The organism is Streptomyces fuscichromogenes, assembly GCF_014645815.1.
GTDB classification, from domain to species: Bacteria; Actinomycetota; Actinomycetes; order Streptomycetales; family Streptomycetaceae; genus Streptomyces; species Streptomyces fuscichromogenes.
In genome coordinates, this window is the sequence record NZ_BMML01000021.1 from 77,893 (window position 1) to 91,538 (window position 13,646).

The following is a 13,646-nucleotide window of genomic DNA, read 5'->3' on the forward strand; positions in this document are numbered from 1 at the left end:
CGGTTCACAGGTCCCCGGCCATCAGTTCGTGGCGGATCTCCTCGGCGAAGTGCCGGGTCAGATGCCGGCGGTGGTCAGGGGTCCCGTTGGGATCGGCGAACCAGACGTCGGCCGGCAGGTCGTCGATGCTCTGCCGCAGGGTCCGGGCATCGGGCAGGGAGCCGTAGGCGATGCGGACCGGTCGGACGGTGCCGGCGGAGACGGTGAGCAGCAGGTCGTTGCCGCCCGGCCGCTGCGTGCCGACGAGGAACACCGTCGAACGGCCGAGCCGGGTCAGCGTGAAACGGCGGTGCGCGGTGCGCCTGCGCAGGGCGTGCCCGGGGACGACGACGCGCCGCAGGATCTCCCCGGGGGCGAGCACGTTGCGGTGGTCGCCGGTGACGAAGTCGAGGGCGTCGACGAAGCGCACGGAGCCGTCGGGCGCCCACAGCTCGTACCGCGCCTGCAACGCCACCGTCAGCGTGATCATCGGACCGGCGGGCAGGGACAGGCAGATGTTGCCGCCGACGGTCGCCGCGTTCCAGACCTTGAACGAGGACAGGAACGCCTCACAGCTTCTCCGGAAGAGGTCCCCGGCGGTCCAGCTCAGGGGCCACGGGAAGGCGTACAGCTCGCGGATGGTGCAGGTGGCGCCGATCTCCAGTCCGTCGTCCCTCGGGACAAGGGGTTCCCAGCCCAGGGCCGTCAGATCGAGCAGCCGTCGCAGGTCCGGCTGCTCCGTGGAGTAGAGCCACGTACCGCCCGCGAGCCAGGCGTCGCCCTGCCGCCACTGCGTGCCCGGCCGCTCGGGCGGTCGCCGGACGACTTCGGTGATGGTGTTGAGGTCCATGGGAACCCTGACCTACGGGACAGACGGGCACCGAAACCTTTGCCCCAGTTTACCCCCGTGGTACGACAACGCCCCCGGCGTCCCGTGGACGCCGGGGGCAGGTCTCTGTCCGGGTCAGCCCGAGTAGGGCTCGGCCTTCAGGATCCGCACCGAGGCCTTCTTGCCGTTCGGCAGCTCGTACTCCGCGTCCTCGCCCACCTTGTGGCCGATCACCCCGGTGCCCAGGGGGGACTGCGGGGAGTACGTCTCCACGTCGGCGCTCGCGTACTCGCGCGAGGCCAGCAGGAAGGTCATGGTGTCGTCCTCGTCGCCGTCGAAGGCGATGGTCACCACCATGCCGGGCGCGACGGCGCCGTCCGCGGACGCCGGGGCCTCGCCGACCTTGGCGTTCTCCAGGAGCTGGGTCAGCTGGCGCACACGGAGCTCCTGCTTGCCCTGCTCCTCCTTGGCCGCGTGGTACCCGCCGTTCTCGCGCAGGTCGCCCTCCTCGCGCGCGGCCGCGATCTTGGCGGCGATATCCGTGCGCGCAGGACCAGACAGGTACTCCAGCTCGGCCCTGAGCTGGTTGTACGCCTCCTGGGTCAGCCAGGTGACGTTCTCGCTGGTCTGGGTCACAGGTGCTCCTCGTCGGTACTGGGAATACAAAGCATCGCCCTACCCAGAAGCATGTTCCTTCATGGATGGGCGAAACCACGAGCCTAACAATTCAACGGCGGAAGGGGGAGGACATAAGCCATCAGAATCACGTCAACGCAGGTCAGTGCCTACGTATTCAGGCTGACGTCAGTCGGCGTGGCAGCCGAGCAGCTCCGCCGTGGTGCCCCGGGCCGTCGTACGGAGCGTGACCAAACGGTCGATCTCGGTCGCGGAACCGGTGAAGTGGAAGTCCGCCCGGCCCACCTCGGAGCCGTCCGCGGCCTGGGAGCGCAGCGTGCAGTAGCCGGAGGCGCCGGAGTCCTTGTGGACCTCCAGATGTACCTTGACCGCGTTGTCCGAGGCGTCGAAGGTGATGACCTGGGCGCTGATCTTGTTCTGCACCACGTAGTGGTAGGCCAGGTAGCCGACCAGGACGACCAGCAGGGCCCCCAGGACCGCGCCGGCGACCTTGAGTCTGCGGTCGGCGCGCTCGTCCGAGGAGCTGCCGTAACGGCCCTCGGGCAGCCGCGTGCTCGCGGTACTCATGATCGTCCTCCGGACCCCGGAATTATTCGCCCCCCGATTCGGTCACTATAGAAGCCGCCGATCGCCCCCGAGCTACCGGGGCGCCGAGTTACCGAGGATTGAGTCTTGACTGACCAGCTGCGACTGATGGCCGTCCACGCCCACCCCGACGACGAGTCGAGCAAGGGCGCGGCCACCATGGCGAAGTACGTGTCCGAGGGGGTGGACGTGCTGGTCGTGACCTGCACGGGCGGGGAGCGCGGCTCCATCCTCAATCCCAAGCTCCAGGGCGACGAGTACATCGAGGAGCACATCCACGAGGTCCGCAAGAAGGAGATGGACGAGGCCCGGGAGATCCTCGGCGTCAAGCAGGAGTGGCTCGGCTTCGTCGATTCGGGTCTGCCCGAAGGCGACCCGCTGCCGCCGCTGCCCGAGGGCTGCTTCGCCCTGGAGGACGTCGACAAGGCGGCCGGCGAGCTGGTGCGCAAGATCCGCGCGTTCCGCCCGCAGGTGATCACCACCTACGACGAGAACGGCGGCTACCCGCACCCCGACCACATCATGACCCACAAGATCTCGATGGTGGCCTTCGACGGCGCGGCGGACGCCGAGAAGTACCCCGAGGCCGAGTTCGGGCCGGTCTTCCAGGCGCGGAAGCTGTACTACAACCAGGGCTTCAACCGCCCGCGCACCGAGGCGCTGCACCACGCCATGCTGGACCGCGGCCTGGAGTCCCCGTACGGGGACTGGCTGAAGCGGTGGAGCGAGTTCGAGCGCACCGAGCGCACGCTGACCACGCACATCCCGTGCGCGGACTTCTTCGAGATCCGGGACAAGGCGCTCATCGCGCACGCCACGCAGATCGACCCGGAGGGCGGTTGGTTCAAGGTGCCGATGGACCTCCAGAAGGCGGTCTGGCCGACCGAGGAGTACGAGCTCGCGAAGTCGCTCGTCGATACCTCCCTCCCCGAGGACGACCTCTTTGCGGGCATCCGCGACAATGCCTGACATGAGCGCAAGCCTGGCACTGACGCACCTCGTCCCCCTGGCCAAGGAGGTCGACGAGAACAAGGTCACCCCCGGCGTCCTCGGCTTCATCGTCTTCGCGGTGATGGCCCTGGCGGTCTGGGGTCTGATGAAGTCCATGAACAAGCACATGCAGAAGGTCGACTTCAAGGAGTCCGCCCGCAGCGGGGCGGACTCCGGGACCCCGGCCGACCGCAAAGGCTGACCGCAGGGGCCGACCGCAGGGGCTGACCGGCGTCACGCCCCGGCCGGTACCGGCACGCCCATCACCTCGCGGGCGTGCCGGTTCGGCACCATGCCCAGCCGCCAGGCCTGCCAGCCCGACTCCAGGTGCACCCCGCGCTCCAGGAGCACGCCGTACGCGGTGACGTACTCGGTCAGCTTCTCGTCGCGCAGCGGATGGGCGGCGCGGGCGAGCTGGGCCAGCTCCTCCTGGGCGACGGCGGTGCCCACCTCCACGCCGCCGGGCGCGGCGTAGGGGAACAGGGTGCAGCGCAGGAAACGGGCCCAGTCCTCGCCGCGCAGGTCGCCGTACGACGTGAACAGGGCGACCGCCTCGTCGCACAGCGTGAGGGCCTGCTGGGTGCGGGTGTTGCCGGCGTCGACGACGGCCAGCTCCAGGCAGGTCCAGGCCTCGCCGTGCACCACGCCGATGCGCTGGAAGTCGGTACGCGCGTCGACCAGGAGCTGGCGGGCGAAACCGGAGTTGCGCAGCGAGCCGGTCTGGGCGGCCCGCTGGTCGCGGGTGACACGGGCCGAGTGATGGCGGGCGCAGGCCAGGCCGTAGACGTCCCGCATCCGGGAGAACATCGTGCGCGAGCGCTCCAGCTCGCGGACCGCCTGGTCCAGGGTGCCGGTCTCCTCCAGGGCCTGGCCCAGGTAGTAGACCGTCCAGGCCTCGCCCCGCGCGTCCTCGTTCTCGCGGTGCCGCGCAGCCGCCCGGCGCAGGCCGTCGACCGCGGGCGAGGCGTCACCGTCCACCAGCCGGGCCCGGGCCAGCTGGGTCAGCGCCCAGGCCTCGCCCCGGGCGTCGCGGGTACGGCCGTAGCGGTCCAGCGCGGCTGCGAGCTCCCGCTCCGCGCGCGGTACGTCGCCCATGCGCAGCACCAGCTGACCGAGCTGGAAGTGTGCCCAGGCCTCGCCGTGCACCGAGCCGCCCTCCCGGTGCAGGACGAGCGAGCGGGTGAGCAGGTCGAGGGCCTCCGGCAGCCGGGCGCGGTCGCGCTGCACCGCGGCCAGGGCGTGCATCGTCCACGCCCGGTCGGTGGCCAGTTCGGGGACGGCCTGGAGGTCCAGGGCCTCCTGGAGCTTGGCCGCCGCCTCGGTGAGGTTGCCCTGGTGGTGCAGGGTGATCCCGAGCGAGCACAGCGCGCGGGCCGCGCCGGCGTCGTGATGCGCCTCCAGGTAGAGGTCGACGACGGAGGTGAGGGTGGTGCGGGCCTTGTCCAGTTCGCCCAGCTGACGGGCCGCGATACCGGTACGCCACTGCACCGAGCGGACCAGGAGACCCTGGTCGACGGTCTGGGCCAGCTCGCTGATCTCACCGAGCCGGTAGAGGTCGCCGCGCAGCAGGCAGTAGTCGCACAGCGCGCCCAGCAGGTTCTGCACGGCCGCCTGGTCGACGCCGTCCGCGTGCCGCAGGGCCGCCGTGATGAAGCTCGACTCGTCGTCCAGCCAGCGCAGCGCCTCGTCGAGCGAGGTGAACCCGTGCGGGCTGAACCGGTCCGAACGGGTCGACATGTTGCCGTCGACCAGGCGCAGCACGGAGTCGGCGAGTTCCGCGTAGTTCACGATCAGCCGCTCCTGCGCCGCCGTGCGCTCGGCCGGGGTCTCCTCGTCCAGGAGACGGGCCTGGGCGAAGGAGCGGACCAGGTCGTGCAGGCGGTAGCGGCTGCCGCGGACGTGGTCGACCAGTCCGGCCCGGCTGAGCGTGACCAGGTGACGGGTCGCCTCCGCCTCGTCCGCGCCCAGCAGGGCGGCCGCGGCCGCCGCGCCCATCGAGGCCCGGCCCGCCAGCGCCAGCCTTCTCAGCAGCCGGCGCCCGGTCTCCGGCTGGTCGGTGTACCGCAGCCACAGCACCCGCTCCACCGGCCCGACCGGACCGTACGCGCCCAGGTCGGTGGCGAGCCGGAGCGGTGAACGCGAGCCCAGCGACGAGCCCGCCACCCGCAGCGCCAGCGGCAGCCCGCCGCACAACTCCCGGATCCGGTCCGTGGACTGCGCGTCGTACGGTCCCGACGTGTCCTGGGCCGCCGCGTCCAGCAGCTCCTCCGCGCCGGCCGCGTCCAGCGCCGTGACCGGCAGCCGGTGCACCCAGGCCGGCAGGTCTGCGGGGAGGTCGAGCCGGTCCCGGGCGGTGACCAGGACCAGGCTGTCGGAGCGCTCCGGCACCAGGGTGCGCACCTGTTCGGGGTCCGAGGCGTCGTCCAGCACGATCGTCACCGCGAGACCCGTGAGGTGCTGGTGGTACAGCTCGCTCAGCCGCTTGACCTGCTGGTCGGCGGAGGAGCGCTCACGGAACAGCAACTGCTCGCGCGGCGCGCCCAGCCGGTTGAGCAGGTGCAGCAGGGCGTCCCGGGTGGGCAGCGGCGGCTCGTCCTGGCTGTCGCCGCGCAGGTCCACGACGACCGCACCCCGGAAGAGGTCCTTCAGCTCGTGGGTGGCCCGGACCGCGAGGGCGGTGCGGCCGGAGCCGGACTCGCCGTGCAGGACCACGACCGTCGGACGGGTCTCGGTGGCCGCGCGGGCCGCCTGCGCCCACTGCCGGATCCGCGCCAGCTCCTGCTGCCGGCCGGCGAACGGACCGTCCGCGTCGGGGAGCTGGCCGAACGACTGCTGCAGGACCGTACGCCTGCGGGCCGCCGCGCTCTTGTCCGCGCCGCGCAGCCCGGGACTCTGCTTCTTGGGGCCCGTGGAGGCGCTGAGCATCCGCTGCTGGTCGAGGAACGGCCGGATGCCCCGCACCTCCAGCGCGGTCAGCCACTGCAGCCGCAGCTGCTCGGGACCGCCGGGCTGACCGGCCGCGCCCGCGTGGTGATGGGCGGCGGGCAGATGGGAACCGGCGACCTTGACGACCGTGGCGGCCGCGCCGATCACTCCGACGGCCACGCCCGCGCCCAGGGCGGTGGCCGCCCCGGTGCCCAGGGAGAGGTCGGCGACGGTGGCGGCGACCGCCGCGACGGCCGCGACCAGCAGGGGAGTTCCGGCGCCCTCCTTGGCGTAGCGGCGGCCGAAGCTCGGCCGGCCCGCCTCCGTCTCGTCGAGTGCGTGGGTGTACGCCGTGTACTCCTCGGCGGCCGTCCGCTCCATCTCCTCCAGCCCGCCGCGCGCGCGGGACAGCAGCACCTGTCCGTCGACACGGCCGCCCGAACGGCGGACCTCCTCCTCCACGGCCCGCACCAGCAGCCGATCGGCTTCCGCCCGATGGGCGTCCCGCATGTCCCGTCCCCCTCCGGCAGCAACTCCTTTGTCTACAAGTGTCCTTGCGAAGGGTTCCGATGGCGAGGGGGCGACGATCAGGCGATCGGTGAGGGTTCGGTGGTGGTGCCGGCCGCCGGACGTCCCGGCTATCGGGCGGTCTCGCCGGGGCGGCCGGTCATCCGGCCCCATCCCTTGGACAGCGCCAGGTACACGCAGGCCGCCGCGAGCCCCGCCTCCGCCACGGCGCTGGCCAACGCCTCCAGCAGCTCCGTGCCCACCGCGGACGTCGTTATGTCGAACCACGCGTCCAGGAGTGAGACCGATGCCGTCGCCGACGCCGTGAGGCGGGCCCGGGCGTCGCCCCGCAGGCCCAGCACGGCCGTCGCCGCGCAGCCCGCCGCCATCAGGACGTCCAGCCCGATCCAGGCCACCGACCAGTTGTGCACCTCGGTCCTGGTGGGCAGGGTCAGCGCCAGCACCACCATCCACGGCACGAGCAGCACGGCGGACGATCCGAGAAGGATCAGTGCCCACCTCTTCAGCAGCCTCGTCCGCTTCATCCCGTGCGCCTTCGTCGTCGGCCTCCCCGCGAACCACCTCAACATCCGAGCCCCCTCGTCCTGTTCCGGATGCGCGGATGCCGTGGATCACGCGCCATTGCTTTCACGCTAGACCGCAGAGAAAATTCTGCAAAGGAAATTCGGCGAACATCGGGGGAGGCTCAGGGATGTCTCAGGGTTCTCAGGGTTACGGTGGCCGCATGACCGACGGCACGCCCCCGACGGGCGGAGCGCCCGACCCCGCCGCAGACCCCGAGACGCCCGCCGCACCCGCCGAGCTGACCGACGTACCCGGCGAGCTGACCGGCCTGGAGCGCACCGCCCTCTACAAGTCCCTCGGCAACCCCCTGCGCCGCCGGATCCTCGACTACCTCGGCCGGCACGGCGAGGCCAACTCCACGGTGCTCGCCCGCGAACTCGGCGAGAGCTCCGGCACCACCAGCTACCACCTGCGCAAACTCGCCGAGCAGAGGCTCATCGAGGAGATCCCGGAGAAGTCGGGCGGCCGGGAACGCTGGTGGCGGAGCCTGCCGTTCAGGCACACCACACCCGACCCGGCCACGATGGCCCCGCAGGAGTACGCGGCGGCCGAGCAACTCGCCCTGCTGAAGATCGAGCTGGACACCCGCCTGTTCCGCCGTGCCCACCGGGAGTACCGGGGACCGGACGGCTGGGCCCAGGTCCGGCGCGCGGGCACCTGGATGACCATGGACGAACTGCACGCCTTCGTCCGCGGCTACCAGGAACTCCTCGACCGTTACGGCCACCCCGGCGAGACCGCCCCCGGCGGGGCGCGCCGGGTCAACCTGCGCTTCTATGCGGCGCCGGACCCCGTGGGAGAGTGGGAGGGTGAACCGACTGGCCCATGAGACGTCCCCGTACCTCCTCCAGCACGCCGACAACCCCGTCGACTGGTGGCCCTGGTCGGCCGAAGCCTTCGAGGCCGCGCGGACCGCGAACAAGCCCGTCCTGCTGAGCGTCGGGTACAGCTCCTGCCACTGGTGCCATGTGATGGCCCACGAGTCCTTCGAGGACGAGGCCACCGCCGGCTACCTCAACGAGCACTTCGTCAGCGTCAAGGTCGACCGTGAGGAACGGCCGGACGTCGACGCCGTCTACATGGAGGCCGTGCAGGCCGCCACCGGGCAGGGTGGCTGGCCCATGACCGTGTTTCTCACGCCGGACGCCGAACCCTTCTACTTCGGCACGTACTTCCCGCCCGCTCCCCGCCACGGCATGCCCTCCTTCCGGCAGGTGCTGGAGGGGGTCCGGGCCGCCTGGAGCGACCGGCGGGACGAGGTCGCCGAGGTCGCGGGGAAGATCGTCCGTGATCTGGCCCAGCGGGAGCTCGGGCACCAGGGCGGCCGGCCGCCCGGTGAGGGGGAGCTCGCGCAGGCGCTGCTCGGGCTCACCCGCGAGTACGACCCGCAGCGCGGCGGATTCGGCGGCGCCCCCAAGTTCCCGCCGTCCATGGTCATCGAGTTCCTGCTGCGCCACCACGCCCGGACCGGTTCCGAGGGCGCGCTGCAGATGGCCGTGGACACCTGTGAGCGGATGGCCCGCGGCGGCCTCTACGACCAGCTCGGCGGTGGCTTCGCCCGCTACTCCGTCGACCGCGACTGGGTCGTACCGCACTTCGAAAAAATGCTCTACGACAACGCCCTGCTCTGCCGGGTGTACGCCCACCTGTGGCGGGCGACGGGGTCCGAGCTCGCCCGCCGGGTCGCCCTGGAGACCGCCGACTTCATGGTCCGCGAACTGCGCACCGCCGAGGGCGGGTTCGCCTCGGCGCTGGACGCCGACAGCGACGACGGGAGCGGGCGGCACGTCGAGGGCGCGTACTACGTGTGGACGCCCGCCCAGCTCCAGGAGGTCCTCGGCGAGGACGCGGACCTCGCCGCCCAGTACTTCGGCGTCACCGCGGAAGGCACCTTCGAGCACGGCCAGTCGGTCCTGCAACTCCCGCAGCAGGAAGGCGTGTTCGACGCCGAGCGGATCGAGTCCGCGAAGCGGCGGCTGCTGGCCGCCCGCGCGGAGCGCCCCGCACCCGGCCGTGACGACAAGGTCGTCGCCGCCTGGAACGGCCTCGCCGTCGCCGCGCTCGCCGAGACCGGCGCCTACTTCGACCGCCCCGACCTGGTCGAGGCCGCGGTCGGCGCCGCCGATCTCCTCGTACGGCTCCATCTCGACGACCATGCGCGGCTCACCCGCACCAGCCGGGACGGCAGGGCCGGCGCCAACTCGGGTGTGCTGGAGGACTACGGCGATGTCGCCGAGGGCTTCCTCGCGCTCGCGTCCGTGACCGGCGAGGGCGTCTGGCTGGAGTTCGCCGGGCTCCTGCTCGACCAGGTGCTGGCCCGTTTCACCGACCGGGAGAGCCCGGAGAGCGGTGCCCTCTACGACACCGCCGCCGACGCCGAGCGGCTGATCCGCCGGCCGCAGGACCCGACCGACAACGCCACGCCCTCCGGCTGGAGCGCCGCGGCCGGCGCGCTGCTCGGCTATGCGGCCCACACCGGCTCCGAACCCCATCGCACCGCCGCGGAAAGGGCGTTGGGGATCGTCCGGACGCTCGGACCGCGCGTGCCGCGCTTCGTCGGCTGGGGGCTCGCGGTCGCCGAGGCGCTGCTCGACGGTCCGCGCGAGGTCGCGATCGTCGGACCGGGCGACCGGGACGGCGGTGCGATCGCCCTGCACCGTACGGCGCTTCTCGGTACCGCACCCGGTGCGGTCGTCGCCGTGGGGACTCCGGAGAGCGATGAGTTCCCGTTGCTGGCCGGCCGACCGCTGGTCGGTGGGGAGGCGGCGGCGTACGTATGCCGGAACTTCACGTGTGACGCGCCGACCACTGATCCGGAGCGGTTGAGGGCGGCACTCGGGGGCTGATGCCCGCGGAAGTCCGAGGGGGGTACGTTGTCCGGCTGCGGGTGGGTGGGGGTTGCTCGCGCAGTTCCCCGCGCCCCTTTCGGGGCGCGTCTGACGGGGCGTGTCTGACAGCGCCCGTCCGGCGGGGCGATCGTCGTCCTGAAACATGTCATTGATCAGAAGAGTTCACACTCTTCACATAGTCCTCATAGGATCCACCTCGTGCTGTGACGGGTGTGACGCACCATCACAGTTGGGGCGGGGTAGGCGTGAAGACTTCGTGAGTGAAGTTAGCGTCATGTGTGATCGCTGTTCACCCAAGGGCCCCTAGCATCGCTGGAGCAGTGCCCGGTTCTGTCTTGTTTCGGGCCGTGGCAGTCATGTTATGTGGGGGGGGAGAACGCAACAGTGTCCGAGTTCTTCGACCAGGTCTGGTCGTGGATCGTCGAGGCTGTGGGGGAAACATCGTGGCGAGAGCTGATGCCGCTGGGGCTTGCCGGACTGTTCGTCTGGGCGCTCTGGCTGTACCGGGCAGTGCTCTCCCGATTCGCCAAGCCGGTCGTCAACGACTTCCGTACCACCGTCTCCGTCGTGGTCCCGGCCTACCGGGAAGACCCGGAGATCCTGCTGGAGTGCCTGGAGAGCTGGCTCGCCCAGGATCCGGCTGAGATCATCATCGTTCCCGACGTGGAGGACCACGAGGTACTGCACCGGCTGTCGCTGGTGGAGGATCCCCGGGTCCGGGTGCTCGCCTTCGAGCACAGGGGGAAACGTTCCGCCTTGGGCGTCGGCATGCGCGCCGCCACAGGCGAGGTCCTCGTCCTGGCGGACTCCGACACCCGCTGGGAGCCGGGGCTGCTGGACGCCGTGCAGATGCCCTTCGCCGATCCGACCGTCGGCGGGGTCGGCACCCAGCAGAACGTCCACCAGCGCACGACCAGCGTCTGGCGCCGTATCGCCGACTGGCTGGTCAACCTCCGCTACTACGACTACGTTCCGGCCATGGGCCGGGCCGGTGCGGTGGCCTGTCTGTCCGGCCGTACCGCCGCCTACCGCCGCGCGGCGGTCATGCCCGTGCTGGAGAACCTGGAGAACGAGTTCTTCCTCGGCCGCCGCTGTGTGGCGGGCGACGACGGCAGGCTGACCTGGCTGGTGCTCGCCTCGGGCTACAAGACCGTGCACCAGTCCTCCGCGCGGGCGATCTCCATGTTCCCGTCGTCCTTCCGGGCCTTCGTGAAGCAGCGCGTCCGGTGGAGCCGCAACTCCTACCGGTGCTACCTCACCGCGGTGTACAAGGGCTGGCTATGGCGGGTCCCGCTGGTCACCAAGATCACGGTCCTGCAGATCCTGCTGACCCCGGTCACCATGGGCATGGCCCTCGGCTATCTGCTGCTGAGCCGGCTGGACTTCAGCGGCCGCGGCATCGTCCTCACCCTGATCTGGCTGCTGCTGGGCCGTGCCGTCCGGGGCTACTCGCACCTGCGCAGGCACCCGCAGGAGATCCTCCTGCTGCCGCTGACGGCCCTCGTGATCATCATGATCTCGCTGCCGATCAAGCTGTACGCCTTCGTCACCATGAACAAGCAGGGCTGGCTCACCCGCAGCAGCACCAGCATCGGGGGCGAGGGCCAGAGCGCGGCCACCCTCTCCGGATCCGCCGGCGGCGGTCAGAGCCACTCCGCCCTCCAGCCCGAGGTGATCTGACGCCATGGCAACCCCCCGCACGACGGATCCCCTCACGGATCCCCTCACGGATCCCCTCACGGATCCCCTCACGGATCCCCTCACGGATCCCCTCACGGATCCCCTGACTGATCTGGCCACGAAGAGAAGACCCGGCGCCGGCACCCGGCTGCGCCGGGCCGGTGCCGGAGCGGCGGCCGTGCTCGGCGCCTTCGCGGTGGCGGCGACGCTGCTGCTGGGCGCCTCGGCCACGGCCCACGCCGACGGGGACGGCGACAGGAAGCAGAAACTGGCCGGCCAGGACGCCGAGACCCAGGCCGCGCTGGTCGCCGACGAGGACCACCGGCTCAACCAGGTACGGGCCTTCACCTCGGTGGCGCCCTTGCAGAGCACCAAGTGGACCGTGCCGTACCGGCTGGACACCGACAACGGGTACACCCTGGTCCTCACCGAGCGCAGAGCCGCCTACACGGTGGCCGACCTGCTGCGACTCGCCCCGCAGACCTTCGTGCGGCGCAAGGACGGCTCGTATGTGCTGACCGAGAACATCTACCTCAACGTCGGCGCCAAGCTGAAGCTGTCCAACCCGGGCGGCCTCACCCTGCGGATGGCCAGCAACCGCAGCGGCTTCGTCTCCATCGTCTCCTTCGGCGGCGAACTGTCCCTCCAGGGCACCGCGCAGGCCCCGCTGACCGTCACCAGCTGGGACCCGCAGGCCAACAAGGCCGACACCGACGTCCGGGACGGCCGCGCCTACATCCGCACCATCGGCGGGCAGTTCGAGATGACGCACGCGAAACTCTCGAACCTGGGCTTCTGGAGCGGCCGCACCGGCGGGCTCAGCCTCACCGGCACCGACCGGCCGAACACCGGTTCGCTGGAGGACACCGGGCAGGTGCACGGCAAGACCGCGCGCGAGCGCGAGCGGGCCGACGCACAGGACGACCGGAGCACCAGCAGCGGTGACGTCATGGCCATGCCCTCGGGCGCGCTGACCACGCCCGACGCCCGCTTCTCGACCGCCGGTCTCTCCTACGTCTCCGGGTCGATCACGCACTCGACCATCACCGGCAACGCGTTCGGGATCTTCATCTCCAGCGCGACCGGCATCGAGATCAGCGACACGACCGTGGCGGACAGCCTGGAGGACGGGGTGGTGCTGCACCGGTTCGTCTCCAGCTCGCTCGTGCAGCGCACGGTCGCGAAGGACAACGGCGGCGACGGCTTCATCCTCTCCCGGGCCACCCAGCAGGTGCGGATCAGCGGCTCCACCGCCGAGGGCAACGGCGGCAACGGCTACACGCTCAGCGGCAAGCCGCTCGCCGACGGCCCCTCCGCCTCCGGGCAGGCCGTCGACAGCTACGGCTCCAACTCGGTCGCCAACAGCGTGGCCAAGGACAACGGCCGGTACGGCGTCGAGGTGCTGGGCGGTTTCGACGTCGGGGTCCAGAACAACCGCATCGAGGGCGGTGACATGGGCATCGTGGCCCGCCTGGCCGCGGACAAGGTGTCCATCACCGGCAACCGCCTGACCGGCCAGAACCGGCAGGGCATCTCGGTGCGGGACGGCGTCAGCGACGCCACGGTCACCGGCAACATCATCGACGGCCCGGAGACCGGCGTGTACGTCCGCGATTCCGCCGCCGAGATACGCGGCAACACCGTCCAGGACGCCACCAACCACGGCGTCAGCCTGGTCGGGGGCGTGGACGGCACCACGGTCTCGTTCAACGTGATCGCCGGGGTCGGCCCCAGCGCGCTGGACTCCAGCCGCTCGCACGGCGGTGCCTCCATCAAGGAGAACCAGACCTTCGCCTGGTACGACACCAGTTCCTTCTGGGTCAAGGTCAAGCACTACGCGAGCCCGATGACCCTGCTGTGGACGGGCATCCTGCTGCTCATCCTGTTCTCGGCCGCCATGGGCCGGCGCCGGCGCCGGGCGAGCGGGCGGGGCGCCGGCATCGTCCACCCGTACTCCGACAAGGCCCCGCTGCCCGCTCCGCCGCCGGACGAGATCGCCGTGGCAGGCCGCCGACGGGAGCCGGTGATGAGCGAATGAGCGACGACACCCCGACGACACCGGCCGCCGAAGACCCCGGCGC

Annotated in this window: 11 protein-coding genes; 6 read left to right on the forward strand and 5 right to left on the reverse strand. The window is 71.1% G+C overall.

Annotated features, from left to right (window positions below):
- Positions 1-4 precede the first annotated feature (4 nt).
- From IEZ11_RS35710 to IEZ11_RS35720, 3 genes are all read right to left on the reverse strand, one after another.
- Positions 5-829, reverse strand: a complete 825-nt coding sequence (locus IEZ11_RS35710; protein ID WP_189267124.1) for an FAD binding domain-containing protein — start codon at positions 827-829, stop codon at positions 5-7.
- Positions 830-943: 114 nt separating this feature from the next.
- On the reverse strand, positions 944-1,444 hold the full coding sequence (gene greA, locus IEZ11_RS35715; protein ID WP_189267125.1) for a transcription elongation factor GreA: 501 nt from the start codon (positions 1,442-1,444) through the stop codon (positions 944-946).
- A gap of 168 nt (positions 1,445-1,612) precedes the next feature.
- Entirely contained in the window at positions 1,613-2,011 is a 399-nt protein-coding gene (locus IEZ11_RS35720; protein ID WP_189267126.1) for a DUF4307 domain-containing protein, read from the reverse strand.
- Between the two features lie 105 nt (positions 2,012-2,116).
- Between IEZ11_RS35720 and mca the strand changes: the two genes are divergently transcribed.
- Positions 2,117-2,998, forward strand: a complete 882-nt coding sequence (gene mca / locus IEZ11_RS35725) for a mycothiol conjugate amidase Mca (RefSeq protein WP_189267127.1) — start codon at positions 2,117-2,119, stop codon at positions 2,996-2,998.
- Positions 2,991-3,221 (forward strand): hypothetical protein, encoded by a 231-nt coding sequence (locus tag IEZ11_RS35730; protein ID WP_189267128.1) that lies wholly within the window; start codon positions 2,991-2,993, stop codon positions 3,219-3,221. The genes mca and IEZ11_RS35730 overlap by 8 nt, the downstream gene beginning before the upstream one ends.
- 32 nt (positions 3,222-3,253) lie before the next feature.
- Here IEZ11_RS35730 and IEZ11_RS35735 read toward each other — a convergent pair whose 3' ends face one another.
- Together IEZ11_RS35735 and IEZ11_RS35740 are read right to left on the reverse strand one after the other, a co-directional pair.
- Complete coding sequence (locus tag IEZ11_RS35735) at positions 3,254-6,454, reverse strand: tetratricopeptide repeat protein (RefSeq protein WP_189267129.1); 3,201 nt, start codon at positions 6,452-6,454, stop codon at positions 3,254-3,256.
- A 128-nt stretch (positions 6,455-6,582) separates the two neighbouring features.
- On the reverse strand, positions 6,583-6,996 hold the full coding sequence (locus IEZ11_RS35740) for a hypothetical protein (RefSeq protein WP_229713561.1): 414 nt from the start codon (positions 6,994-6,996) through the stop codon (positions 6,583-6,585).
- Positions 6,997-7,196: 200 nt separating this feature from the next.
- On the opposite strand from IEZ11_RS35740, the gene IEZ11_RS35745 reads away from it, so the two are divergent.
- The 4 genes from IEZ11_RS35745 to IEZ11_RS35760 all read left to right on the forward strand — a co-directional run bounded on the left by IEZ11_RS35745 (position 7,197) and on the right by IEZ11_RS35760 (position 13,603).
- The gene (locus tag IEZ11_RS35745) at positions 7,197-7,865 is read left to right on the forward strand and encodes an ArsR/SmtB family transcription factor (RefSeq protein ID WP_189267130.1); all 669 of its coding nucleotides are present in this window, start codon (positions 7,197-7,199) and stop codon (positions 7,863-7,865) included.
- Positions 7,813-9,882, forward strand: coding sequence for a thioredoxin domain-containing protein (locus IEZ11_RS35750; RefSeq protein ID WP_189267131.1), 2,070 nt, complete (start codon positions 7,813-7,815; stop codon positions 9,880-9,882). Before IEZ11_RS35745 ends, IEZ11_RS35750 begins: the two co-directional genes overlap by 53 nt.
- A 387-nt stretch (positions 9,883-10,269) precedes the next feature.
- Positions 10,270-11,565 (forward strand): glycosyltransferase family 2 protein, encoded by a 1,296-nt coding sequence (locus tag IEZ11_RS35755; RefSeq protein WP_189267132.1) that lies wholly within the window; start codon positions 10,270-10,272, stop codon positions 11,563-11,565.
- 4 nt (positions 11,566-11,569) lie between these two features.
- Complete coding sequence (locus IEZ11_RS35760; protein ID WP_189267133.1) at positions 11,570-13,603, forward strand: right-handed parallel beta-helix repeat-containing protein; 2,034 nt, start codon at positions 11,570-11,572, stop codon at positions 13,601-13,603.
- Positions 13,604-13,646 lie beyond the last annotated feature (43 nt).